This is a genomic window from Candidatus Rubrimentiphilum sp. (assembly GCA_035710515.1).
Classification (GTDB): domain Bacteria; phylum Vulcanimicrobiota; class Vulcanimicrobiia; order Vulcanimicrobiales; family Vulcanimicrobiaceae; genus Rubrimentiphilum.
The window spans coordinates 574,912-600,542 of record DASTDE010000004.1; the positions used below are offsets into that span (position 1 = coordinate 574,912).

21 protein-coding genes are annotated in these 25,631 nt (G+C 56.3%); 14 read left to right on the forward strand and 7 right to left on the reverse strand.

The features are described 5' to 3' along the window. Window positions 1-29: 29 nt before the first annotated feature. Window positions 30-911 (forward strand): hypothetical protein, encoded by an 882-nt coding sequence (locus VFO29_11920; protein HET9394212.1) that lies wholly within the window; start codon window positions 30-32, stop codon window positions 909-911. 336 nt (window positions 912-1,247) lie between these two features. On the opposite strand, the gene VFO29_11925 is transcribed toward VFO29_11920, so the two are convergent. After that, complete coding sequence (locus VFO29_11925) at window positions 1,248-1,706, reverse strand: HigA family addiction module antitoxin (GenBank protein ID HET9394213.1); 459 nt, start codon at window positions 1,704-1,706, stop codon at window positions 1,248-1,250. 442 nt (window positions 1,707-2,148) lie between these two features. Here VFO29_11925 and VFO29_11930 point away from each other — a divergent pair, with 442 nt between their 5' ends. Further along, window positions 2,149-3,120, forward strand: coding sequence for a DNA-processing protein DprA (locus VFO29_11930; GenBank protein ID HET9394214.1), 972 nt, complete (start codon window positions 2,149-2,151; stop codon window positions 3,118-3,120). Continuing rightward, window positions 3,110-4,417, forward strand: coding sequence for a phosphoribosyltransferase family protein (locus VFO29_11935; protein ID HET9394215.1), 1,308 nt, complete (start codon window positions 3,110-3,112; stop codon window positions 4,415-4,417). The genes VFO29_11930 and VFO29_11935 overlap by 11 nt, the downstream gene beginning before the upstream one ends. 78 nt (window positions 4,418-4,495) lie before the next feature. Here the strand turns inward: VFO29_11935 and VFO29_11940 are convergent, their stop codons facing one another. After that, a complete protein-coding gene (locus VFO29_11940) occupies window positions 4,496-5,275 on the reverse strand; it encodes a transposase (GenBank protein ID HET9394216.1) in 780 nt (259 codons plus the stop codon). After that, window positions 5,268-6,122 carry a hypothetical protein gene (locus VFO29_11945; protein ID HET9394217.1) on the reverse strand — a complete coding sequence of 285 codons (855 nt, stop codon included), beginning with the start codon at window positions 6,120-6,122 and terminating at the stop codon, window positions 5,268-5,270. The genes VFO29_11940 and VFO29_11945 overlap by 8 nt, the downstream gene beginning before the upstream one ends. Before the next feature lie 1,396 nt (window positions 6,123-7,518). Here VFO29_11945 and VFO29_11950 point away from each other — a divergent pair. Further along, complete coding sequence (locus VFO29_11950; GenBank protein HET9394218.1) at window positions 7,519-7,962, forward strand: hypothetical protein; 444 nt, start codon at window positions 7,519-7,521, stop codon at window positions 7,960-7,962. A gap of 750 nt (window positions 7,963-8,712) precedes the next feature. On the opposite strand, the gene VFO29_11955 is transcribed toward VFO29_11950, so the two are convergent. Next, a complete protein-coding gene (locus VFO29_11955) occupies window positions 8,713-10,779 on the reverse strand; it encodes a hypothetical protein (protein HET9394219.1) in 2,067 nt (688 codons plus the stop codon). Between the two features lie 25 nt (window positions 10,780-10,804). Beyond that, window positions 10,805-12,454: an ATP-binding protein gene (locus VFO29_11960; protein HET9394220.1), complete on the reverse strand. Its 1,650-nt coding sequence runs from the start codon at window positions 12,452-12,454 to the stop codon at window positions 10,805-10,807. A 335-nt stretch (window positions 12,455-12,789) separates the two neighbouring features. Here VFO29_11960 and VFO29_11965 point away from each other — a divergent pair, with 335 nt between their 5' ends. From VFO29_11965 to VFO29_12005, 9 genes are all read left to right on the forward strand, one after another. Further along, a complete protein-coding gene (locus VFO29_11965) occupies window positions 12,790-14,112 on the forward strand; it encodes a DNA cytosine methyltransferase (GenBank protein ID HET9394221.1) in 1,323 nt (440 codons plus the stop codon). Next, window positions 14,093-14,365 (forward strand): helix-turn-helix domain-containing protein, encoded by a 273-nt coding sequence (locus VFO29_11970; GenBank protein HET9394222.1) that lies wholly within the window; start codon window positions 14,093-14,095, stop codon window positions 14,363-14,365. The genes VFO29_11965 and VFO29_11970 overlap by 20 nt, the downstream gene beginning before the upstream one ends. Further along, window positions 14,328-14,801 (forward strand): hypothetical protein, encoded by a 474-nt coding sequence (locus tag VFO29_11975; protein ID HET9394223.1) that lies wholly within the window; start codon window positions 14,328-14,330, stop codon window positions 14,799-14,801. The genes VFO29_11970 and VFO29_11975 overlap by 38 nt, the downstream gene beginning before the upstream one ends. A gap of 15 nt (window positions 14,802-14,816) precedes the next feature. Beyond that, window positions 14,817-15,200, forward strand: coding sequence for a hypothetical protein (locus VFO29_11980; GenBank protein HET9394224.1), 384 nt, complete (start codon window positions 14,817-14,819; stop codon window positions 15,198-15,200). Between the two features lie 258 nt (window positions 15,201-15,458). Continuing rightward, window positions 15,459-16,799: a hypothetical protein gene (locus VFO29_11985; protein HET9394225.1), complete on the forward strand. Its 1,341-nt coding sequence runs from the start codon at window positions 15,459-15,461 to the stop codon at window positions 16,797-16,799. A 68-nt stretch (window positions 16,800-16,867) separates the two neighbouring features. Beyond that, window positions 16,868-18,469: a hypothetical protein gene (locus VFO29_11990; GenBank protein HET9394226.1), complete on the forward strand. Its 1,602-nt coding sequence runs from the start codon at window positions 16,868-16,870 to the stop codon at window positions 18,467-18,469. Between the two features lie 99 nt (window positions 18,470-18,568). After that, on the forward strand, window positions 18,569-18,859 hold the full coding sequence (locus VFO29_11995) for a hypothetical protein (GenBank protein ID HET9394227.1): 291 nt from the start codon (window positions 18,569-18,571) through the stop codon (window positions 18,857-18,859). 781 nt (window positions 18,860-19,640) lie between these two features. After that, window positions 19,641-20,855 carry an aspartyl protease family protein gene (locus tag VFO29_12000; GenBank protein ID HET9394228.1) on the forward strand — a complete coding sequence of 405 codons (1,215 nt, stop codon included), beginning with the start codon at window positions 19,641-19,643 and terminating at the stop codon, window positions 20,853-20,855. Between the two features lie 143 nt (window positions 20,856-20,998). Further along, window positions 20,999-21,721 carry an AraC family transcriptional regulator gene (locus VFO29_12005; GenBank protein ID HET9394229.1) on the forward strand — a complete coding sequence of 241 codons (723 nt, stop codon included), beginning with the start codon at window positions 20,999-21,001 and terminating at the stop codon, window positions 21,719-21,721. Here the strand turns inward: VFO29_12005 and VFO29_12010 are convergent. Both VFO29_12010 and VFO29_12015 read right to left on the reverse strand, forming a co-directional pair. Further along, a complete protein-coding gene (locus tag VFO29_12010; GenBank protein ID HET9394230.1) occupies window positions 21,654-23,612 on the reverse strand; it encodes a S9 family peptidase in 1,959 nt (652 codons plus the stop codon). The two genes, VFO29_12005 and VFO29_12010, sit on opposite strands and share 68 nt — an antisense overlap. A gap of 82 nt (window positions 23,613-23,694) precedes the next feature. Continuing rightward, window positions 23,695-24,696 (reverse strand): threonine/serine dehydratase, encoded by a 1,002-nt coding sequence (locus tag VFO29_12015; GenBank protein HET9394231.1) that lies wholly within the window; start codon window positions 24,694-24,696, stop codon window positions 23,695-23,697. A gap of 108 nt (window positions 24,697-24,804) precedes the next feature. Here VFO29_12015 and VFO29_12020 point away from each other — a divergent pair, with 108 nt between their 5' ends. Further along, window positions 24,805-25,515 carry an AraC family transcriptional regulator gene (locus tag VFO29_12020; protein HET9394232.1) on the forward strand — a complete coding sequence of 237 codons (711 nt, stop codon included), beginning with the start codon at window positions 24,805-24,807 and terminating at the stop codon, window positions 25,513-25,515. Window positions 25,516-25,631 lie beyond the last annotated feature (116 nt).

Sequence of the window (25,631 nt, forward strand, 5' to 3'; positions counted from 1 at the left end):
CCGGGGCTCTAGCGCCGAACCTTGGCCCTATGCCCTGGCCGGCCGAAATAACAAATCTCCTAGCCCCCGCGAACCTGCAAAATCTCGAGCATGGCTTAGAGACACTCGTTCTTAACCGCGTGACAGGCGCAATCGGCAAGGTTGTGTGGCGTTCAGTGCGCCGTGCGATCGCTCCGAACTTGTGGCCCGATGACGTAGAGTTGCTTCGAAAGCGCGTGAGCCGCCTTGAGGAGTTTTTGATCGGGCTCGAACAGGTGCGAGAGAACGAACAAGACGGCGCAATCGACGCGGAAAATGCAGATGATCCTGCCTATAACGAATTTGTATCTCGGGCAATGGAAAGCGCGATGTGCACCGCGTCGGACGGAAAGCGCCTATTGCTAGGTCGGCTCGCGGGAAAGCGCGCCAAAGTGAAGTCCGAATCCATGTCCGATTTCCGGATGCGCGCGGCACTCCGATTGGTCGACGAAACGACGATGGAACAACTCTACGCCATCGTGACGCTGTACTTCGTCGCACACCCGCCGTTACCGAGACCGGGAGATATGGGCGCGCATCAGATTTATGCAGAACTCGATCGCAAGTACTTTTCGACGTTTCAGAAGGCGAGCGAGGCAGAATGGACAGTTGAGGATCTAGAATATCTCCAGGCAATCGGTGCTCTGCAACGAGTGAAACGAGAAGAGCACATAGTCGAAAGTCGACTCGCGCAACGACTGGCCCCAAGCGGCCCCTATTGGCCGATCCCGACCGGCGGTTTTCCTGAATCGCGATACCTAGACTTAGCACAAGAACTCGATGCTCCGGCACACGTAAACCCGGAGGACAGGCCGCCGCTGTCCGAATTGGCCTTGACGCCAATCGGGTTTCAGCTGGCTCTATTAATTATCGAGTCGATGCAGGCGACATAGCCGGCAGGGCAGCTCTCTAGGCGGTGTTTGACTGATAACCGACTGATAACGGGCAACCGCGAAAACTGAGGAAACTGAGGAAATGCCGAACCGTCTGTGTGCTCAATTCGGGCTTCGGAATGGTCCCGTTATCTCAATTTCCAGGGGCCTACGGTTTCGAGTCCCTTTCTGGGCAAGTCCGTCATGCTGTACCTCGTTTATTCGGATTTTTTGTGAATCGGAAAACCTGGTCCACGAATAATGTTGAAGCGGTGGGATTTCTCAAAGATACCCTAGATCAGCGCGAGTGCTGCTTGTCGACGCGTGGCGTTCCGCACGAGATGCGAGTGCTGACGCTTAATCTAGCGGCGCCACTGCATCAAAGACTACGGGCGGATCGCCCATCGGGGCATTGACTAGCTGCTTAACCTTGCGAAAGCTCTTCACTCCTTTTGCAAAGCCCTTTCGTACATGTCCTCGCTGAAGCTCCCAGAGATCCCGCGCAGCTTGCATGCGAAGCCAAACATCCGGCGATGTCCCAAGAGCAATGCCGAGACGCACGGCTGTGTCTGGGGACACCCGGCGCTTGCCGTTGAGGATCTCATTCGCACGAACCAGTGAAATATCCAAAGCTTTTGCAAACGCCTTTTGCGTAATTCCTTCAGGTTCGAGAAACTCGAGTCGAACGAACTCACCGGGATGAGTTGGCTCCCTATCCCTCGGAAGTGGCGTTTCGGGCCGGCGATTGCTAAATCGCATTTCTTGTTCGAGCAAAGTCATCCGGCGTCGGTTGCCATGGCGATCAATGATAATCATCGATGAGAATTCGCCGTGGTCCGCCTCCTGCCCAGAAGAAGCTGATTCGATATTGCGAGTTGATTCGGATGCTCCACTGTCCATAGCGGTCCCCTTTCAGCTTTTCGAGTCGATTGCCAGGCGGGAATGTGAGATCGTAGAGATTTTCGGCCTGTAGCAGATAGTCAAGTTTACGGCGCGCGCACGCGTGTAGTTCCTGCGGCAGCCTGGCCCGCGTCGCGTGATTATTAAGGCCGGCAAAAATGTCAGCCGTCTCGACATCCGCGAAAGGCTCCACACGGAATAGTATATCATATAACGTTATACGTTATATAGAGGTTTAAGGCGCAGACGGCGGGTGGCGGGGCGACGCAGGCAGGGCGACCAGCTGTCGACTCGAACATATGTTCGCATTCGCTGCAATGAGGGGCTCACAACGGGAGCAGACAGAACGACCACATGGATGATGCCACAGGATGCGAGCGGGGATATCCTGGATCAGGGCGTGAGCTGGGCACGCGCGTCGAGTTACTTCGCGCTTCTTGAAATATTGCGCTCCCCAGACGCTGCAAATGAAGCCTGGGCGACAGCAGAGGTTCACGGCGGCATGGCAGCTTCTCGCGTTCACTCGATCGGCCGCATCGTCGGGCGGACTGACGTCGATGATAAAGCATTTATGCTCGCGCGAAAGCACGTGCTTGAGGGCTTTACGCAACTTCGGCATGACGACGTTATTCTAGAAAAAGGAACCGTCGGTTATCCCACGCGGCTGGCCGAAACGCCTGATGCGCCTCAGTTTCTCTTCGTGCGCCAACAAGCCAATGTGCTGGACCTTCCCTCCCTTTCCGTCGTGGGAACTAGGCAGGCGTCGCAGGATGGCCGCGACCGGGCGCGCCGCCTGGCCCACTTACTCGCGCGCCGTGGCATCGTTGTTTGCTCCGGCCTAGCGGCTGGAATTGATGAAGCGGCGCATTTGGGCTGCCTTGAAGCCGGCGGCATCACGATTGCTGTCCTAGGTACTCCCCTTACGCGCGTCTATCCCAAAGAGCACGCAGCGCTGCAGGAGCGCATAGGCTTCGTTGGCGCGGTCGTCTCGCAATTTCATCCGAAATCAAAGACGCTACCTCTTTGTTTTCCACTGCGCAATGCTACTATGAGCGGCCTTTCTCTCGGAACTGTTGTAATCGAAGCGTCGGAGACGAGCGGAGCCCTCGTACAGGCACGAAAAGCGCTTCAGCAAGGTCGTAAGTTATTTATTCCGAGAAGCGCACTAGATAGCGATCGACTTCGCTGGCCAAGGCAATACGTTAACCGAGGGGCCCACGTTTTCGCCACGATAGATGAACTTGTGAGCGTCCTAGAAACAGAGAATCTAGTGCCGCAACGTGATCTTGTGCCGACTGCCGCTACGGCGGTTGGACTTCGTGCTTCTTGAGCTAAATCAACTCAAAGTCATTATTCTCGATCACCCTCCTAAGGCCGAGATCGAGGCACTAGCGCGTTTAGGCCAGGCCGCCAAGATGTGCGCGCTCGTTGACACGGATGAGGTTGCCTGGTGGCACGATCGCCTGCCTAATGATTCCTTAGTGCTTGCATTCGACGACTCGCCCTTCACCGATACTGCTGGAAACGTTAAGGCCGCTCTCGAGGCTCTGAAAGCTCAGCCCCACGAATGCGTATATGTTTCATTTAACCCACTAACGATAGAAGAGGCCGTCGGCACTCGCGTTCCCACGATGTTAGTAAGCGAAGTTACGGGTGAGATTCTGCCCGATCTGTTCCTCAACTCCGTACCTGAACTCGAGACTGCCATTACCGACATCGCTGCGTCGAAGCCTCATGGCTACATTATTGAGCAGTTCTCAATGCGCTTTGGTGGCGGAACAAGCCCGGCCAGTACGGGGTACGTTAATTATCAGCAGTACCTAAAAGGCCGCGACTATTTAGACGCCACCATCTGTAACGAAATCAAGGTTGTCGTAAATGGCAGGTATTTTCCCGAAACGGAATCTCGGCATGCAAAACACCAGCCTTCGCTACGCCTACTACATGCAAAGTATGGTGATCGGCGTGGGAAACCTCTAGCCTCCGCGTTCGGATACGCATTAAACCTTGTCGTTAAGGAAAATCCGGAAATTGATCTGATCACGCGGGTTCCACCTAAGCCTTCCAAACCCGAAGATCACTTGGGTGTTTTCTTGAACGCCGCGGCTGAGATCGCCGACAAGAATCGTGGAAGTGATCTGCGGTCCCTTGTCAGACTTGATGCGGTCAAATGCGTAAAGGAATACGGACAACAACACAAGGCTGGCAACTACGCGAAGCGCATTGCGAATGTGCGAGGCGTTTTTGATGCAAATCGCGACATCGTTCGTGGCAAAACCGTCCTTCTTGTAGACGACATTCTAACGAGCGGCGCCACCATCGTTGAAATGACGCGGATTCTGCACGAAGCGGGAGCCACGTCAATTATCGCCTGCCCCGTTGCAATTACTCAACGAGTGATCAACTACGATCCGGATTACGAACTTGCATGCCCACGTGCCGGGTGCACCGGAACCATGCGTATTCGTTTTGCCAAAAATACCGAAGGCACTTTTTGGGGATGCGATCAATGGCTTCCGGGTAACAGAGGTTGTAATGAAATGATGAGTTTCCAAGACGGCCTCGCTGCAGTAAATCGCTTGGCAACGACGGACGCCATTGTGACCGTTGGGGGTTACTCTTTTTGACAGCGCCGCGCATTGTGGTAAGTCTTACTTACGGTGGCCTAGTCGTGTTTGAAGCGACTAGGCCGATTCTCATCTCGGTTAAGGCGTGATTGGCGGGGGTGAAACACGACGCCTAGGCCGAAAGGCCTTATCACAACCAAAGTCCGTGATGGGATCGTCGTACTCGCGCCCCAACTTGATAAGCCTCCGTAAGTTGTTTGCGATGGCCTTCGCGAGCATCTCGTTATGCTGCGCGATACCTACGCGTTCCCGAGCGATGATACGATTGATAGTGAGCCGAAAGCGTTTAACCACGCTCGTAACCTTCTCTTTTGGGTCGAACGGGTAGCTCAAGGATTCAAAACGCGCCAGCTCCCAGCGCCGTCGCCGCAGTTTTACGTGGCCATTCTTCCGTTTTTTCTGGGAGAATATCGCTTCGATCTTCGGGCGTAACCGGTAGAAACGGCGTACTACAGAGGGGTATTGCTCAGTCAACCACGCGATAAAGCGCAGCTGCGGAGTATCTGAACACTCGGGTTTGGCGTTTTTCTTGGGCATTACGACGAGAAGCTTTCCGAAGCGCTGAGCCAATTGGAAGTTCTCTTCGTCAAAATAACCTTTGTCGCATAGAATTAATTCGAAGTCGCAATTCGCAAGGCACCGACTAAGAAGCAACTCGAAGTGCTCGTTGTCTGCCGTGCCTTCTCCCACATTGAGTGTCGTCGACAAAGCGTATATCAGACCAGATTCGTTCCCAACCGCCGGGTTGCACTTGAGAAACGTCCTCTTGCGCGCCGGCGTGGCGAAACCGCGCTGTTTTACGGACGATCCGGACTTTTTAGGGACGGGGCGGGTGTTGCGACCGTTAGCGTTAATCATGCTGCGCCTCCGCTGATATGGCGCTGCGGCCGAACTTCTGCTCCATCCAATTTTGTCGAATGGTCGTTCCATAGCCGCTGCCGTCAAGCATGATCGCATAGTCCAGGTTGCGACCCGGACGTGACGTCAACACTAAGAAGTCTTCGAATACCCGAGCCAATTCAGGTTCTGCGGCGATCTCGGACAGCGTATTCCAGTGCGGCATCTCCTCGTAGTCCCAGCCCAGACGGCGGAAGTTCGGGTCACTCGTCAATACTTCTCGAAGATCTTCGTACGTGTAATTATAGGCGACTTTCAAGAGCAACGCATAAGCGCAACACGCTAACGGAACGCGCGGCCGGCCGCGCTTTGAGGTCCGTGGCCGATTGTCGCTTACAGACTTGCACAGTTCGTAGGCGAGCAATCTAACAAGTCGGGGAGTTGCGCGCAAGGCCTGCTTTTTTCGCGTCGTTTGGGCGGGGCCAATCGGATAGATATCCTGCGTCGGCTGAAGTCGCCGCGCCGCCTTGCCGCCGGTGGGATCGCTTAATCCGTGCCGCCGACAGAAATCGCCAATATGCTTGCAGCCGTGCCGGCGGTTCTTGCTGAAGGAGAGACAGCCGCAGGTGATGCCGCTGCTTTTCCGCTGCACTTTGTATTCGGTGCTGAAGTCATCCGCCATGTAATAGCAGATGTCCGGGCTTATCTCTCTGAATTCAAAAATGGCATCATGGCTTGTTAAGTCCTTAGGGTCGATCGGTCCGTTAATCTGCACATCGTCGAGGAGCTCGGGCAGAAGTTGAACAGGTTCCGTAATCCCGCAATCGCGTATTTCGCGGGCAAGTTGATGTCGTTGCGCCTTATTCATGAGAAGCGCCTTTCGCGTGTATTGAGGTGCGGAATGCGCGCTTTAATTGCGCAATCACTAACCGATCGGCATCCGGAATGACGAGCTGTCTGCCTTTGCGAATCGCATAACCAGCGTGAATAATATAGCGTCTCTGCGCTTTGGCGATTTGCAAATGTCGGCATTGAGGAAACCATGAGCAACTACAGGTCCATGTTCGTAGGTTAACAAGGAAGGGGCGTTCGTCGCCTGTATCAACAGCAAGCCAAAAGTCATCGCTCACACTACACGCGCGAGGCCGGTTCGTGAAAACTCCGCTCCACGAATCGTTTCTCGATATTTTTATTGGCACTATTCGGTTCCATATCTGGCACCGCAGGTGCACCTCGACCGCCGTGGTACACTTGTGGCGCCGCTTTTTGCGGTAGGACCCTCGGGATCGGCGGCTACGCAAACTGTCCGATCTCGGGGGTTTCGGCTATTGCCGTCCGGGTGCGGTTTCCCCGGAAACTGTTATTCTTAGATTAACTTGTCTGGTCGTCGTCTCTCCAGTCGCGACGCTCCGCGATCCACAGTTCCAAACTCTTTAGCACGTCTGGAGGAACGTCGCCGCCATGTTTCGCGAGCATGTCGATGTAGCAAACATCAATGTCCAATATTTTCGCCAATTGGTCCCGGCCAAGATCGTGCCGGCGAAGCATGGATGTGATCGGGTTTGCTGCATTGAGCATTGCTAATTGGCTCCGTGACGCCCGCAATGCGCGGGTCTCGACGCTCTTGCCACTCGAACGGCAAGCTCGAGAACGTGAACACATGCCCCATCGAAGAAGCCGGCGCAATTACACGCGATGACCGGTCGCTCGGTGCCATCATGGCAAATCCTTAAGAAGTAGGACCCCTTGCGGCGCTTTTTCCGCCAAAAGGCGGGCGTCGTGATATATAGCATGCGTTTGCGATCGGCGATGGTCGAACGGCCCGCGCTCACGGGCAGAACCTCTGAACAAGGTCCGCTCGCCCCTTGACCCCCCAGGAATTTCGCATCGTCTCCAGGTCGAGCGCTACGGCCACAAGCGGCCGCATGGCGCCTCCTAATTGGCCTATCTGACGAAGAGGAGCTTCCTGCTGGGCAAAAAACGGCTCTTGTCAGTCCAAAACGTCCGATAAGACTGATATGGAGGCTATGGCAAAGACCAACCCGATCCAGGCTGAGCAAGCGGCGCCAGGCCTCGTAGCCTTCTTGCGGCGAGTCCTCTCGACGCGTGGCGTGCGGTCAGAAATCGCCCGAAAGAGGGATATCGTGCTTCGCGCTGGGCGTCCGGTTCCGAGCGACGAGAACCCGGAGAACCGTCGAGCCAGGGGCTCAATAATTTGGCTAAGCGATTTGCTCAATGATGAGCCTCCGCCTTACCCCTTACCGGTGTCGTTATGGAATCTATCGGAGGCGTTTTATCTCGCGACCGGCTTCGGACTACAGTGGATTAACGCGCCGGTGCTTTACTATGCTGGAGGCCAGCTTGAGTCGCTGGTCCACGCTTTTGCCACCATCAATCTTGCTAGGCTCGGCGGAAACAGCGGACTCGAGATACTCTTGCGCGCGTTGCGTCCCGCTGTACTTGGCGACTCGATTTCGGAAAAAACGTGGGATCTGGGCCTGCGCAGGAAAGCATTCTTGGCGCCGCAGATCGCCGCTCAGAGTTTCCCAGCGTATCTAAAACGCGACAATAAGGAATGTGACTTGCGCGTGGCCCACGTTTTGTCGAACGAACTATCCTTGCCGTATTATCGCAGGCGTGAACTCGTTATCTCGCACCTAGTTAAATGGGCTGCGAGCGTTGCTAGCCGGTCCGAGGTCTATCGCTAGAACCCAATCTGGCGCGTTGGTTTACCGCCCTACCTCTCGTCACGGCGCGTGCTTTAATCATTCCGGGTGGAAGCGGCTAACACTGTTGACTTTCCATGCCGATGTGGTACGAAGATGTAATGACGGAAATTCAGCATATCAAGATCGGCGACGTCGTCTACGTTAGGTCTAGGGACGAAAAGGGAGCAGTTGTTGAGATTCATCCACCGACAATCACCGTTCGATTTATGACCGCAACTCTCGAAGTGCAGGAGGGAGACTTCGAGAAGCGCCCTTGAAGAGCTCATAATAAGCGAAAGCTTACGGCATGCCTGAAACCTGGTTTAAAACCGCCCGGTCAGATGCGTTACGTGGCCGAACTTCGAAGGACACGAGACCCGAGGTCGTGCTACGCTCCGCCTTGCATCGGATAGGGCTGCGCTTTCGTCTTCATCGGCGCATCGCGGATACCAGATTGTCCGTGGACATTGTACTTCCGCGATTCAGAATCGCCATTTTCTGCGACGGTTGTTACTGGCATCGACATAACTGCCGACCTGAACGGCGCCTTATACCTCGTGGTGTGAACGCCGGCGCTTGGGCGAAGAAGCTAGCCAGGGTTAAAGAGCGGGAACGGAGAGCAGCTAAATTTCTCGCCGCGCAAGGCTTTACCGTTATCCGTGTTTGGGAATGCGACGTCTTGCGCGATCCGGATAAAGCTGCGCGGCGGGTTAGGACCGCAGCCAAACGATCGCACGTGAAAAGTTGACGTTAGGACTGGATCTCTTGAGGCCCGCTACCGCTCAGGCGACGTCTCTCGCTCTCAAGAGCTTGGTGGAGAATCACGAACTCTTGCTTTGAGAAGGGACGAACGCGAATGCCTCGTGAGCGCTTGTCACTCACGTGTCGCCCTATTATGGTAGTCAAGTATTCGTCAAGACGAATAACCAACTCATGTGCCCAGATTTTTACGGTGTCGTGCGCGCGCGCCACAAGCTCGGGCAACACCTCGAGCGTGCTCTTGTCGCGAAACATGCTATGCTCCTCGGATACCTCGAACCCGCTCTGTTCTAGACCGCTCAGCACGCGCTTCAGATGAGATTGCGCTTGTGGATGCGGGTCCGAATCGCCATAGACGTCGGCGTGCAGAATGAACTCGACGCGGGGCAGAAACCGCTCGACCTCCAGCCTGGGAATCGTAGCAATATAACAACTTGCGTACGCGACATTGCGCAGCATCTGGACATAGGGGTCAGCCGGCCCGCGGAATGAGTCCCAGAACACCGCGCGGCCGAAAGCGCCCTCATATTCTGCGGCATTCGTTTCGAGCTTTCGGAGCTTCTCGATCAATTCAATCGGGGGTTCGTTCACGCTATACCGCTTCGCAAAATTTGTCGTCGCGTGAAATGGGCGAATCACCAAAGCGGTCCGACTCCAGGGCTGGCCCTGTGTCCGGCAAGCTGTAAGCAGTCTGGTCAGGAGCATTTGGTCCGCTACACTATTGAGCGCCCGCATCGGCCAAGCTTCAACCGGTCCCGCGTTTTTTAGCGCTGCCTGCTGAGCGACGTACCAGTTGATGACTGGTCCGAATACGCGTAGCTGCGCGGCCTTAACAATGCCGGCCACCGTCTGCTCGTCGTCCCTACACTTTTTTGCAATTTCCCAATTCAGCTCGATCATGTCGCGCACAATTTTGCCCGCGGACGTATCGTTGCGATAATGGCTGAAATCGCGATCTTGTGGGACGACGGTTCCATCCCTCAAAACCACGTCCGCCGGCGGCATCTCAACGGAACCGGGATTCGTGTACCAACGGCTCAAGACGCGAAGAGTCGTCCGAGTTTCAAGGACGTCCATGCCGTTCCACAGAGCGTGCATGTATTCGGCATCACTTAAATCCGGAAAAAAAATCTTTGCCATGACGGTGTATCTGTTTTCGCGCTGCTGCATATCTTCGGGCTTTTCAGGAAGGCGCGCGAAGGCGGGGTGTTCTTCGCCTTTCGGGAACCGCACGCGACGGTTCATCTGGCCGATAGCAGTATTGACCGTGATCATCGGCGCGTGGCCAACGTAGAAGTCGCTGTCCTCTCCCAAAAACGACATCACGCCGGTTCGGCTAGAACCGTCGACGGCGCCCAACAACATTCGTTCTTGGTGCTCGGCAATCGCCGTAGTGACGAACGGCCCATCTTCTATGCGCCACGCCAATTCGGTCCGAAGTTGTTGTTCGTTGTGGCGAACCGGAACGGATGCGGGATTTTTCCTACGTTCTTGTACAGCCTGCTCAAATTGTGGCGGCAACGTGACCGCTTCGGTCGAAAGGCCGAGTCCAAACCGTACCAATCCGTGGAGAAGCAAGACGGCGTTCCGCCCTTCCTCAGCATTTCGAATCAAGTCTTTCTGATCTGCGCCATTGTCGATCGCGTCAACTTGAGATTCAATGAGCGCTGCTAGATCGTCACAGTAGCTTATGATCGCCCGAGCGAACAGATCGCGCGCGTTTTCATTCGCGAGCTTGGATCTTAAAAAAGCCCACCATTCTTCCGGAACGTGCTGAATCTGACGCATCGATTCTCGCCAGACCGGAATCGTGAGCAAAGGGTACTCGTCGTTGACCATACTGGCGAGATCCTCTTCCTCCAGCCACTGGCCATCGACATTCTGACCGATCTTGTATCTAATCGGGTGCACGGTCGAATCCGCCACAAGAACGCCGCGATGGACCAGACGTCTCGCAAGGTTTTGATACGCCTCTTTGGTAACTCGATCGCCGCTTGCAACGGCCTGTTCAAAGGCGTCAGGCGCAGTCGTTCCATTTGGCGACGCCGCAAGCCGCACGAAGAGCTCCTCGCGTTCGCGCGTGCTAAGCATCGGAGCGTTCCCGGTGCAATGAAGTCGTTAAGTCCAACTTCTTACGGCCAGAAAATACTTTAGGCGTCCCTCCACCGACCGGCGTTTCGCGTTTGCGCACCGCTAAAAGAAACCCGTGCCGAATGAGCTCGCTCGAGCCCGATACCGCGCACACACCGCGCGGTAACTTCGGCAATTGCCCAATAAGCCGCTCATCCAAATCGGCGGTAACTCCTTGGATTGCGCGCAGCTGGTCCTTCTCCAAGGCGAAGATGAATCGCGTCTGCAGCCGTTTGAGAACACTCGGATTGATGTCGCCTGGCGACTGGCTTACGAGCACAAGACCGGTGCGAACGTGACGACCCATGCGCGCCAGTTCGAACATTACTTGACTGCTGACAACGTGCTCGTCGTTCGGAGCAACCTGGTGAGCCTCGTCAACAATCAGAAGCGTGAACCAGCCGGCGGCCTCCGGATCCGTGCCAGCGGGTTTGCGTGCCATTTCCCGCCCCTTGCGTTGGAGTTCACGCGCCGCCGCGGCCGCAATCAAGCGCGTTTGGCGCAGGCTCAAGAAGCGACAATCAAGCACGACGAGTCGGTGTTTGATAAGCTCCTCGATAAAATCGAAGCTACCACCGATTATCGGATCTTGTTCAAGTGCGCGCACACGGTTTACGGCGATCCCTAAGCTAGGCGCCTTTACGTCTTGAATCTTCGCAAGCTCGATCATCTTTTGTTGAAGGTCGTCGAACGTGAAATGACCGCCGTGGCGTTCGGTACGCAAACGCTCGTGAGCAAGCTCGATTAGTTCAGCGTATACGGTGCCGTCCTGAACGTTGGGAGCGATTTGAATCAATTCCGATGACGTTATCAAACCTAAGGAGAGGCCGAATGCAGCCGGATCGGGCAGGCCAATCACCCGGCCGCCCAGCGCGCGTGCCGCCTCGATCATCTCTCCATTAATGTCGAGCACAAGGGTCGCGATGCCCCACCGCAATGCCTCTTCCATCACGACGCCCGATTGATATGACTTGCCTTTTCCAGGTTGTCCAAAAATACCAACGTGCATCTGGAGCAGTTCAGGTTTCAAGTTGACTGGTACGGCGGGAGCGCCGTAGACGTGACCGAGAGCCAATCCGCTCTCCGCCGACGGTTCCGATCCGATGGTGCGCGCGATCATCTCGTCGGGTAGGAGCACTATCGGATCACCGGCGCGTACCAGAAGTTCAGGCGAACCACGTTCAGCTTTCACTTCGCCGGTGACCGGGTCTATATCGAACTCTTCAATCGTTGCCGACTCGAGCAACCGAAAGATGCGCGTCGAGATCCCTTCCTTGGCGTAGTTGGCGCCGAGGCCGAGCCGATCGCGCGCGACGGCAAGCTGAGGTTCCTCGTTAGGGTTGACCTCTCGGCAATTGTTCACTTGCACCACGGTGAGCACCGGGGTTTGCCTCGCGCCGTGCCACACGCCGATGAATTGCCCGGGTTTGACCTCGTGGCCATGGTTGAGAAGACCGGCAGCGTCGTTGAAATCGGGCGTCCCTTCCCAATGAACCACACGCCCGATAACCTCAAAGCCACTCGGAAGCGGGAGGCCCGCCGGCTGCCGGCTCTCGTGGACCAGTTGCGGCGTAAGGGCTTGTCGTTCAGGCGTCTCCTGCATAATTAGGCCTCCTTATAACAGATAACCGTTATTTGTTATTCCAACCATGGCTCCCTTCTCCTCTTAACCTAACCGTCGACCACCTGCGTACCCGGCGAGGTGCAGCGACGGCTACGAGCGCAGGCGCCGGCAAGATTTCCAAGAGTTTTTGTCCCCGTCTTGAACAGAAGGACGAACGCGCCGCACGTCCCGTCACTGACGTGGGACGTGCGCCTTTTGCGAAATTTTGTATAATTGACGACCTCGAGGACCACCAGCGTTCCGTCCTTCGGCGCCGACTGTTCGCAGGAGTGAACGCCGTGAATCGAACCCGCACCGCCCACCGACCATACACTGTGGTCGATTTATTTTGTGGCTGCGGCGGTTTAACGTACGGCCTTCAATCGACTGGCCGATTTCAAACGGTCTTGAGCGTTGACTCATCCGAAGACGCCCTGCGGACGCTGGTCCACAACCACAGCGTAAACGGCCGGTGCCCCAAGATCATCGCCGCGGATCTCGGGTCGTTCGGTGCGGCAGCCATTCGATCGGAGCTTCGGAGGTTAGGAATACTTACAGGGGAACTCGATTGTCTAGTTGGCGGGCCCCCGTGCGAAGGCTTCAGTCAAAATCACGGAAAGGCGATCGCGGGTCGCGACGCACATGACTTTCTTGCTTCGGACACGTACGCAACCCGCCAATGGTACCGCGCTCGGGGAGCGTCAGCTACGCGAGTTAAGCGAACCCGCCGCTCGCAACTTCATGACGCACGCAATCATCTATTTCGGATAATGCTCGACGCAGCCGAACTTACGAAACCCAAGATTGTGGTGATTGAGAACGTTCGTGAGTTCCTGACGTACAAAGACGGCGAAATCAAAGACGAGATCTGCATCTTTCTAGAGGCTATTGGTTACCGCGTCGAAGTCGCGGTGCTGAACGCGGCTGACTACGGGGTTCCACAATTGCGCAAGCGAGCGTTTATCGTCGCACTTCGTAGTGATATCGCAGCAACTTTCTCCGGATCCGCGTTTCCAAAACGCACTCATAAAGAACGACAGAACGGATCCGCCGACCGCGATGGTGTGTACGTAACAGTGCGCGAAGCGCTAATGGGTCTACCAGTGGCGACGCTGCACGACGGCAATGTGAAACCCGATGTACCTAGGAGGATTACGGCGCCTACGCCCTTTCAACGTTATATAGCTGGGGGCAGCGGAACAGTCTATCCCTCTCAACACGTCACTCGGCCTATCAGTCTCAAGGTCCTCAATCGCATTAAAGCCATGAAGCCTGGCATGAAAATCCGAGACCTGCCCGCGAAATTAAGACCTAGGAAGTTTTACGCGAATGCTTACGCGCGATTGCAGTGGGGCAAGCCCGCAAATACAATCACAAAGAGCTTTAACAATTTAGGATCGGGCAAATTCTGTCACCCGTCCCGAGACCGAGGAATAACAGTGCGGGAAGCGGCTCGCCTGCAGTCGTTTCCGGACACGTTTGAGTTTGTGGGCTCGGTCCGTGCAATTACGGCAATGATCGGTGGTGCCGTACCTCCGTTACTGGCGCGCGCTTTAGGTCTGCATTTCGCCGATATTCTCGACTGTGCGACAAAGCCACGGAAGCGTTCAGCAAGGCAAGACAATAACCGAGCGCATAATGGTAGACGCGGTGGTTAAAGCAGAACAAGGCCTCGACCGTTTTCGGAGCGTCTTAAACGCAAAGGAATCGGAAATTGTTAGCAAACTTTTGGCGGCAGGCGGCGAGATTGTGCGCCGAGAGGAACTTCTTCTTGTTCTCGCGGGCCGCGCACCGCGAACCCTTGATACGTACATCAAGCAGATACGAGCAAAAATGCGCGGCGTCGGCTTGAGCGATCGTATGCTGACGACCCATGCCGGCACTGGCTACAGTTTTCATTACAAGCCATGAGAGCGACCGCGCGATGTCATTGGGTTTTGTCGGCGATGATTGTGTCGCGCAACGTCAGATGACTCCTCGCTCCAGCCATCAGCATCTCAATCAAGCCGTTGCGTTAAAGGCTTTTGATCGCGTTGCCGATGTGTGGCAGCTGTCGACTGAGGAGCGCTGTCAAATCCTCAAAACTGAATGCGGCACCTACGGAGATTGGACGTCCGGAAGCGGAAAACCGACGCTTTCGGATTCGCAGATCATCACAATCTCCAAGGTAATCAACATCTACGACGGGTTGCACAGGCTCTTCGGAGACAAATCATACGCCGACCGATGGGTTCGATGTGAGAATGCTGCGTTTGAGAAACAGCAGCCATTAAATCTTCTCCTAACCCAAGATGCGGCTGGCCTCGATCGCGTATTCAAATTGGTCATGGACGCGTTAATAATATGAAGCTCGAAAGATAGTATGAGTTGGAAAATTCTCTTTTCCGAAATAAAACCGCCGGCCAATCCCCGAGCGCTATCTGACGTCAGGCCGCTACTTAAACGGCTTGACGACGCCTTCGGTACTCGGCCGCTCGCGCGCCTATTGGGCGTTGAATCCACCGTCATCGCTGACTGCGCGTCCGGACATCAGAAGATGAGTCCCGAGCTGACCCGACGAGTCATGGACGTTCACGATGTGCTGACGCGCGCATTCCAAGTCTTTGCCCCGGAGACGGCAATGAGCTGGTTGGTCGGCAACGAGCCGTTCTTGGCCGGAAAACGCCCGATTGATGTGCTGGCGCTGGGGAGCGTCGCGCCGGTTATCGAGGCGCTAGATAACCAGGAAGCCGGCGCTTACACGTAGATGTCCGCGCGAGGTTATGATTTGAACTCCGCGCGAAGGTTGTCCCAGGTTGTAAGGGGTTCCCACTCGTCCTTCCCAGGAACAACACTGTCGGCGAACGCGATTCTCCATCTTTTCGGAGCCGCTTTCAAAATTACAGAAAAGTCGCCCGTTTCACAAGAAATTGAAGTTTTGGTCGAAGACTCGTAAAATCGCAGCATGGGTCCGGGAGTTGCCAGAAAACGCAGAAATTTTCCGCCGCTCTTTGGTGCGTATCAAATGACGGAATTGCTCGTGGCGATCCATCGATTAGGACCGGTTCGCGCACCCATTCTGCGCAAGTACTTCGCTTGGAGCAGTCGTGGGCGTCTTGGAAAGATGAACCGATCACATTTGATTGCGTCCGCGGACTCCAAAACGCGGGATTGTCGAACTGCCGTGATTGGGATCAACCCGAACCTGCCGGTTTACGATCAGTTCGCGAAGCTCGTAGACGCTCTGGCAAGGCGATACCAGCTGCGCAATGTTCCGAAAGAGATCCGGCCGTCTGAAATCGCAGCATTTTACGCGGGCGATCACGAGCCTGTGGACGTGGAGGCGATCTTCGGCACTTCTTGCCGAACGCTAACGCTTGTAGCGCTGCACGCGCTGGGCGGAAAGGAGACGGCTAGCAAATTGGGCCGCTCGGTTCTCGGTCACTTTTCGAGCCAAGTGAAGAACGCAGTGAGTGGAATGGCTGAGGAAGGGACCCTTGCAAGGGAGGGCTCCTTAGTCGGATTCAACGAGCGCCTTGATTGGCTGCCGGAGCTTAGAGAGCTTCTTGACGCCCTTTCAGGCCGAATGCCTAAGGTTGTAGGGTTCGCGCATCATATGAAAGCGGTCCGACAGACCGGCCACAGCGGAACGGCGCACTCGGACGGCCAGCGCTTTAGATTTCTTGGCAGTCGCGTCAATCAAGCGATTCTGGCCTATCTCGCAGCGCATGGTCCAAGCCGAATCACAGAAGTTTGCGCGGCCGCCGCATCTTGTGCGACAAGAACCGCAGTCGATCCGCTGCTACGATCGGGGGTAGTGGTTCAGGTTTTTCAACAGAATACTCGCGAAACAATCATTTCGCTCAATGCAGCTCATCCTGTCTACCGTGAATTGCGGGCTCTTCTTCGAAGCAAAAGCGTTCTTGAAGACGCGCTTCCATTCTCAGTTAACTGTCCACTGTATTTTGGTGATGACCATAGCGAAGAACGAGCGAATTTCGAACCTTATACATTGTTTGGCGTGGCTGCGAAAACTGCGAGCACTAACGTATTAGCGATATTGGCGCATGCCGTGCACGGCGAAATCGATGGTGCTTCACTGTCCCGTATCCTGAATGAGCACGATCGGGGAAAAATGTCCAAGGCGCTTGCGCGGTTGGAGACCCTTGGTGTGGTCGCAACGCGCAAATGGAAGGGGATGCTCATGTACCGCTTGGACGAAACCTGGCCGGCATATTCTGAGATTCGCGATTTGTTGCTTGCAATAGGTCGAGCATGGCCGGAATATCATGACGCCGCCATGAGTGAACCCCACACCTACCCGGCGAGGCGTCGCTCGCTTGAGCAATGCAGAGTCTCTAGGTGAGCGTAACCGCGGGAAAGTAAGAGTGTTTAAGTGGCACGTCACGGAGGCTTATGTACGAAATAACTCCTGTGGTCTGCAATATCGGCGAAGCCGAATTAAACCGGCTCGTTTCGCAAGCTGACCCGCTTCAGCTTTCGGAGCGCTGTTGCTTCCTCAATGCGGCGCTCAGTGAAGACCTCATGACGCGCTCACCGGTCGAGGTCCAGCCCCATTTTATTGATCTCGTCGGCAAAGATCCGAACCGCGACGAAGTCGTAGCAGAGTTAGTCCAGCGACGTACTGGCGTCGTTGCTGAACCGACGGCGCTGGCTACGATGGCGGCGTTTACCTTGACGTGCGCTACGGGGACATCGCATGACGTGCCCTTCCTGAAGATACTCATGGCCTTGAACTTTGAGACGCTCCGAGAGCCGGGTACCGAGAAAATTCGGTTTGATGCGGATAGCATGTCGTCGGCAATTGCGGCCTCGGCAACGCTCGGGACGGAGCGCTACCTAAATGTTCGCTGGCGTTTTAGAGAATTCATTATATGGTCGCGCAGCGAGGAGGCACGGCGCCACCATGCCTACGTCAATATTGACGAAGAGCTCATGCAAGCCTTCGGCACGACCTATGAGGATCTCATGGCTGGCCTAACGGCGATCGACACCTTGACTGATTTTACCCTAATCCGTGAGCGCGGCCGGGCCTGGGTGTCGGCCGCTGAGATCTTGCGCGATGACCGACTCGGCATAATTCGCCGCCTCCTTTCACATATGTCGATTAGCAGACATAATTTGGCAGACATCGTACGCGCAACACAGTTACACTACTTACGCGGAGTAATGCACGCTCTATTTCTACGGTCGCCAGTGGTCGAATTCGAGAATGAGCGATATCTCGTTCCCGCACCGCGTCTGCTTGACAACGCCATGGCCCTTGGCTGGGTCTACGCGCTTGCGGATGCGCGCGCCGCATTGAATAAGAAGGCCAGCGCACAGTTCTGGATATTTTTTGGTGCGTTCTTCGAGCGCTACATCGTAGGAATCCTCGAGCGAATCGGACGGGCGATGGGTATGCGTGTGTTTCCGGAGCAGGATCTTGGGCAATTCCGGACGTCAGACGCGATTTTGCAAAGCGATAATTCGATCTATTTCTTTGAGGTCGTTTCAAGTCGCCTCAGTGCAAACGTCTTACGCGATCCATCGGATGACGCCGAGTTAAACCGGGAGTTCGAGCAGAAAGTCTTTGGGAAGGTCGATCAACTCGCGGAGAACATCCGTCGGTTCTACGCAGGTGAGTTCGCTCAGTTTGGTTTGAACCCGGATAAGAGTATCGCGGTGTATCCCGTCCTGGTGCAGTACCGATCCTTTTTGCGAACCGACGCCTTTCAACGTACTATGGAAAAGCGATTTCAAGAACGTTTAGGGATTCAGGCTCCAAACGTTCGAGTCGTCGAGATTCTGGATTCGGAAATCCTTGAGTCGATGGAAGAGCATCTCGCCGCTGACAGGCCGCTTGGTGGTCTAATCGACGAAAAACTGGGCGACGCGGCGACCAGGTCGTCTCTGTTCAAGAATTTCATGAGCCTCCGCCATCCCGAATTGCCGCTGCGTCTTCCGCCCCAGATTGCACAGTGGGACAGAGACTGGCAAGGCGAGATCCTCGCCACTGTGGGAAGCTGGAGGTAGCGAAATAGAGATCCCGGCCGGCGTGGATGCGCGCTTCAGGTTTGGATGGTGCGGTTATTATCCCTTGACGGCAGGTATGCTTGGCGGTACAACGGTTGTATGGATACCGAGGAAGCGAAGCGCCTTACAATCGAGGGGATAGCCGAATGGCTGGCCGAGGAGTTCCAGGGCGCAACGGTGACAAAGCCGACCCACCTCGCGCCACGCGCGCTTTTTAACGTAATTCGACTCGGACAAGAGTTTCGATTGAGCATCACGCCCACCGCCCTTGCTGTTATCACGGTTAACGGCGCATATCTCGATAAAGAGCACGCGCGCATGTACATCGCTCAGCAGGACAGAATCGTCGAACGGATGCTGGCTGGCGAGGATGTTGTGATTTATGCCTAGCCTACACTATCGCCGATGATTGGGTGACTTGCTGATTTTTCCTGAAAGCGATTAATCCGGGATCGAATTATTATGAAACGGCTGTGGCGAAATTAATAAGCCGGGTACAGCCAGTCCGTCAGTTCACAATACTTTATTCTGTTTAATCGGATTTCTTGTGCATCCGGAAACCGGATGGCGACGGATCGGCTCTGCCCCTAGCGCCGCACCGGAGTCAGGCAAGTAGGCGGCCCACATCTAAGGTGAAAGACTCCCGGGGCGAGCACTAACGCTGGGTGTGATGTCGGCGGATAGCCGAATGATTCTGTTTTGTACCCAATGATCCGCACCTTTGCGAAGGCATAGTATTCTCCATCAGCCGGATCGTTTATTGTGGCCCGAGAGATGAACGCACGTGTCTTAGCGAGCGACCGCAGCACGGCTGAACCTCTGCTGTTTGCGAACACGATTGTCAAACGCGTTGGCGCATTTACCCACGGAGCCGACGTATTCGTATAAACTGATTCCACAGCCAGCGTCCCGGTTGAACGGGACCAGAACGTGGCGTAATTTCGCGCTGGTGCAGCTGCGATCGACGTCTGCGTCAATTGCGTTGGCCCGGTTTGGTGAGTGCCGACGCAACCGGCTACAAGAACCAGCGCGGGAGCGACGCAGGCAGGCTTCCCTATCATCCTAAATTTTTTTTTGGCCGACCGCGATAACCCTCGTAGCGCTTGCGCGCTAAATCCTTACAAGACGCCGACTTTCCGAGACGCTAGACTTGACCGAAGGAGGTCAAGAAGTGTCTCGACAGACGACCAAGCACGCGTTATATAGAACTCTCGTCTTTGCGATCGCGTGCATCGTATTTATTCCCGCGCCGGTCCAAGCACAGCTCACGGAGGGCTCGGTTCGGCTGAATGGTTCGACAACCGTTCCCTTCAAACTGTCCGGCAATCACATCTACGTGCAGGCGATAGTCGACGGAAGGCCTTTCGCATTCTTGTTCGACTCGGGTGCCGCCGCATCGCTATCGGTTGAGGCCCAAAATGCGCTTGCGCTGACCGTAACCGGTTATGTGGATGCCACGGGAGGCGGGGCTGCTGTAACCAAGATCGGAATCGTAACCGTGCCCCAGTTCACGGTTGGCAGCATGACGTACTCGAAGGGTTCATTCGTGTATCTGCCACCGCTAGCGCTGCAGAGCCCGTTCCCTGATCTGCCCTTCGGGGGAATTTTCGGGCGGGAGGTTTTTCGCAAACTCGTTGTGACGATCGACTACCAGAAGTCTCAGCTCACGTTCAGTCAGCCGTCCTCTTTCAGCCCGCCGCCCGGAGCCCAATTGTTGCCCCTCACGTTGCGCGATAATTATATTCCCAGTGTCACCGCGTCAATCAACGGACACACGGGCAGCTTCGACGTGGATTCCGGATCGGGACTGGCGCTCATCGTCACCAAGCAATTCGCACTTAGCACGGGCCTCGAACATGAATTCCCTAAAGTTGTTTCGATGCAAGTCGGGCGCGGCATAGGCGGACCTATCATGGGAGAAGCCGGTCGCGGCCGCGTCTTCGCGCTCGGCCCATACCAGTTTGAGAATCTGCCGGTTTCGGTGACCTCGTCGGGCGTTTTTGCGAGCAGCGACCTCGCCGGAAATATCGGCGTCGACATTCTGCGCCGCTTTACCGTATCGCTCGACATCCCGGATTCAAAGCTGTTTCTGATTCCGAACGCAAACTTTTCTGCGCCATTCAGTACGAATCGATCGGGCTTATTCGTCATTCCTGACGGCAGCCAGTGGAAAGTTGATAGCGTTGTGCCGGGGAGTCCGGCGGCCCAAGCCGGAGTGCAGGACGGTGATACGCTGCTAACAGCCGACGGCCAATCTGCAAGCGCGCTCGCGGCGGACGGACTACGTGCGATATGGAATGGACCGCCCGGCTCAGACGTACACTTGCAATTGCGCCGCGGCACCAAGACGATCGCGGTGGACTTTGTCCTGCGCGATCTCTTCTAAATGGGAGCGTGGTTGCACACCTAAGTAGTTAGGCATATAATCTGGGCGTCATGCATCCGGAGCACGATCGCTACTATGGCCAAACTCAGCGACGCATCGACTTCCCGGACTTTAGCGCAGTTTATGTGACTTATCGCGCAGGTATGAAAAATAGGCCACACCGGCACGGACATGACATCTTCGGCACGACGGTTCGCGGATGCACCGCGGATTGGGAATCCGGAACAAGCGTTCTTATTCCGGCCGGGGATAAGCATTTCGACGAAATCGGGCCGACGGGCTGCCAGCAGATTATCGTCGAGTTCCGGCCGCGCGCGTTCGAAATCGGCGATCCCGCCCGGCGCCGGCAGGCGGCGTCGCCGGAGTTGTTTCACCTGGCTCGTGCGCTGCAGAGAGCATTGATTTGGGAGGGCCGTAACGATCCGTTTGTGCGCTCAATAATTCACGAGCTTCTCGCATCGGATTTCGTTCAAGGCGCGTCGACAAAACGTTCCCGGGCGACGTGGCTGAGGCACGCGAACGAGTATATCGAAGAGCACTTTCGCATGCGCCCATCACTCGAAACTATTGCGAATGCAGTTGGCGTTCATCCCGTTCACCTGGCGCGTGAATATCGACGCCGCTACCAGGTAACTATAGCTCAAACCGTGCGGCGCCGCGTGATTTCTGAAGCTCTATCGCTCATCACCAAGAGCCATATGCCGGCATTGGTCGTGGCCGGGCAATACGGATACACGGCGTCCCACTTCTCGCAGCTGCTGCAGCGTGAGACCGGCTGCAATCTGAAGCAACTGCGTGCTATTTCAAATACTTCTCCAGCCACGCGACGGTGCGTTCGAGCGCGTCGATCTGGTCCTCGAGCTTGAAGAAACCGTGGCCTTCCCCCGGATAAAAATGCGCATCGATCGTGCGGCCGCTCGACCTTAGCACGTCGACGACTTTCTCGGCTTGGTCCTTCGTAACGCGCGCGTCGTTGTCGCCCTGCAGCACCAAGAGCGGCGCAGTCGCATTGTTCATGTAAGTGACGGGGCTCGATGCTGTGTAAGCGCCCTTGTCCTTGACCGGGTCGCCGAGGAGGCTCATTTCGTATTGCTGATCCGGCAGGTCTTCATGGAGCAGCATTGCTCGCCAGTCGATGATTCCGTATGCATCGACGCCTGCCGCCCATAGGTTAGGCATCTTGGCGATCGCCATCAGTGTCATAAAGCCGCCATAAGAGCCACCCGTGATACCGACCCGCTTGGGATCGACATAGCCGGTATCGATCATGAATTGCCGGGCGGCGACTACGTCCTTGAGATCCCCGCCGCCGAGATCCTTGTAGTCGGCTTCCTCGAAAGCGCGGCCGTAGCCGGTCGACCCTCTGAAATTCGGAGCAATCACGACAAACCCGCGGGACGCGAGTGCCAACTCAGTGCGATTGGGGTTGAACGAATCCGTCGTTTGGGCCGTCGGGCCGCCGTGGGGCACGACGACGGCCGGCGCCTTGCCGTCGCGCGCGAGGTTGAACGGCATCCAGAGTAATGCGCTGATTACAGTTCCGTCGTAGCTCTTGTAGTGGACGATCTGCGCTTTCGGCAGGCGTGCGGGATTCATGCTGGCGAGGCTAAGCCGTGTCAGCTGCGTGGCGGCACGCGTTTTTACATTTACGATCCAATAATCGAACGGCGTGTTGCTCGCCTGATGACCGGCAACGAGGCGCGAGCCGTCCGGCGAAAACGCGGTCCCGTCGTCGCTCTCCTCTTCGTTGACTCCGTCCGGAAGCTTCAGCGTTTCCGATTTTCCCGAAGCCACGTCGTATTTATTGAGGATTCTTCTCCCGTCGAGGTTGCGACCGTAGATTAGCGTTCGGCCGTCCGGGGAAAAGTGGCCCGCCCACTGACCCCATACGTCGGGCCTAATGAGGCGAAGCGATTTGTTCCGCAGATCCAGCAGCGCTGCCCGGTATCCGCCGGCGGCCGTTTCCGTTTGCAGCGCAACATAGCGGCCGTCGGGTGAGATATCGCTGGCCGCATTGTATTTCTGCGGGGACGTAAGGCGCGTCTGCCTGCCGGAGTCAATGTCAATCATCCAGGCTTCCGAACCCGTACCCGCTGCGTCGGTGCGATTGGCAAGAATGAATTTTCCGTCGTGCGAAAATGCAATCACACTCCACGTATGATCTTTCGTGGCTTCATGCGTGAGCTGTCGCACGCGGCGCGTCGCAAAATCCATGACTGCAATATTGTTGGCGGGTTCTGCCTTCGGTCTGCGAGTGAATGCAAGCAGCGCGCCGTCCGGCGAGAACAGCGCGTCCTCGGAGTCGACGTCCGGCGTGTTTGTCAGATTTATGACGCCGCCGCCTGAGGCAGGCGTCGCATAAAGATCGTAGACCTCGGCGCCGCCTCGATCGGACTGGTAGACGACCCATTTGCCGTCGGGCGAGGCGGTTATTCCAAATTGTCGATCATCGGACTGCGTGAGCTGAAGCGGAAAGCCGCCGTTTGCCGGCACGGTCCAGAGATTGTACCGGCCGGTGAGGTTGGTGGTAACGACGACGGCATTTGCACGTGGAAGCCAGACGGCATCATCAATTCCGCCGCGCGTAAAGAACAGATCGGCCAGCGGAACGGGTGCAGCTCCCGCAAGCGGCCGCGACGCGACCGATTTGGGGTCGGTCAGCTCGCGCGGCGGCATGCCTTCGACGGGCGCGGCGAGCGATTGCGTCACCGAGGCCAACAAAAATGCCGCCGTCCAAAAACCTGGCTTCAAAATCATAAGACCGCACGGTCCCCCCACTTCGGACTAGTATAGGGTTCCGCGGCCTGGCCCAATGTCGAAATATTAGCTGATGTTGGGCTTAGCCTTGAACGAGCTCGCAGAACTTCGAGAGGTCGATGTTCCCGCCGCTAACGACGCAGACGACTTTGCCTTTGGGCACTCCGCTCAAGCCGGCCGCAACAGCGCACGCGCCGGCGCCTTCGCATATGACGTGATTCTTTTCCGCAACGAGCTTCATGGCCTTACGAATGTCCTCGAGCGAACTCACAATCGAACCGGCTAAAAGTCGACTCGCCAGCGGCCACATAGTCTCTAATACGGATTTTCCACCGCACCCATCGACCCACGTCGCGGTCCAGTCGGGGAATCTCTCCGCCTGTCCCGATGAAAACGAACGCGACAAAGGCGCAGCGCTCTCCGGTTCGGCGCCGTAGACTTTCACGGATGGCTTAAGGGCCTCCATCACCGACGCGACCCCGCACGACAGCCCACCGCCGCCATAGGACGCGACGACGCAGTCCACATCCGGCAAGTCTTCCAAAATCTCCAGACCGACGGTAGCGTTACCCGCGATGAAATCGTCATCGTCGAACGGATGGACAAAACAGCTGTCCATCTGAGGATGCTTTCGGTCTTGCAGCGCCTGCCAACACTCATCGAAGGACGCTTCGACGATCTCCGCGCCCAAAGCGCGTATGGCATTCTTTTTCGTCTCGGGCGCGGTTTCGATGATGAGAACCCTGCACTGCACTCCGTATTTTTGTGCGGCGAGTGCAACGCCCTGAGCGGCGTTACCGGCGCTCACGGTCCACACGCCCTTCGATCGGCGGGATGCGTCGAGCAAACGTACTGCGTTGTACGCGCCGCGGATTTTGAACGAACCGATTGGTTGGAGATTCTCCAACTTGAGGTATATCTCGGCGTTCGGGACCGGAACGTTCAGGCGCACCAGCGGCGTACGCAAAGCGGCCGCATAGACGTGCTCGGCGGCGTCCCGAACGGCCGCTAGCGGAATGATGCGTGACGACGTCTTGTCCGTGCTTACCACACCGCGGATTTCGGCATCCGGCGCCAATTTCATCGAAATGAAGTCGAGGCCAGGGTATGGGGTCCACAGTTCATAATTTCTTAAGCTCCGTGCCGGACTATTAGCATGAAGCATGCGGCGTGACGTAAGGATACTGGAAGTATGAGCTTGCAAGGACGGCTGGTCAGCGAGCGGCGCTGCGGCGACGTCGTGGTCTGCGATCGATCGTATGACGACCGAACGGTGCTTCACGAGCATCGTCACTCGCACGCCTATGTTTCCGTGCTCGTCGAAGGCGCGTACACGGAACTGCGCGACGGCTTGCCGCGCAGCTGCCGGCCCGGAACCGCAATCTATCATCCGCCGGGAGAGGCGCACGCCGACGCTTTTGCCGGCGAAGGCCGATGCATCAATTTTGAACTCGCTGAAGCAGCGCACGATTCAGCCGGCGCGCGCCGCAAAATTCTCGCCGCTGCGGAAAAAACGCACCCGGAGCACGCGCGCACGGTCGCTAGGGCGCTCGAAGCCTTCGCATATGCAGAACGTCTCGCCGCGGCGCCGGAGTGGTTGGCACGAGTCTGCCGCGAGTTTCCGTGGATTGAGCCGGTGCCGCTCGAAGAGGCAGCGCGACTGGCGGGCGTGCACAGGACGCGTTTTATCCGTTCGTTTAGCGAGCACGCAGGTGTAACACCGGTGCGCTATCGCCGCCGCGAACGCGTTCGCGCGGCATCCTCACTGCTGCTGGAATCTCTGGGGTCACTGAGCTACATTGCTCACGAGTGTGGTTTTTCAGACCAAAGCCATCTCACCAACGTTTTCCGCGAAGAGACCGGCATGTCGCCGGCACGCTACCGCCGCGCCTTCGCGCGCTAAATTCCTACAAGACTGTCCCGCGAGCGGCTGATACTGTAAGCGCATGTTAGCTTCGCTCGTCCTGGCTGCTACAGCCGCGAGCTCGTCAGCCAGCTGTCCCTCATCGTTGGCGATCC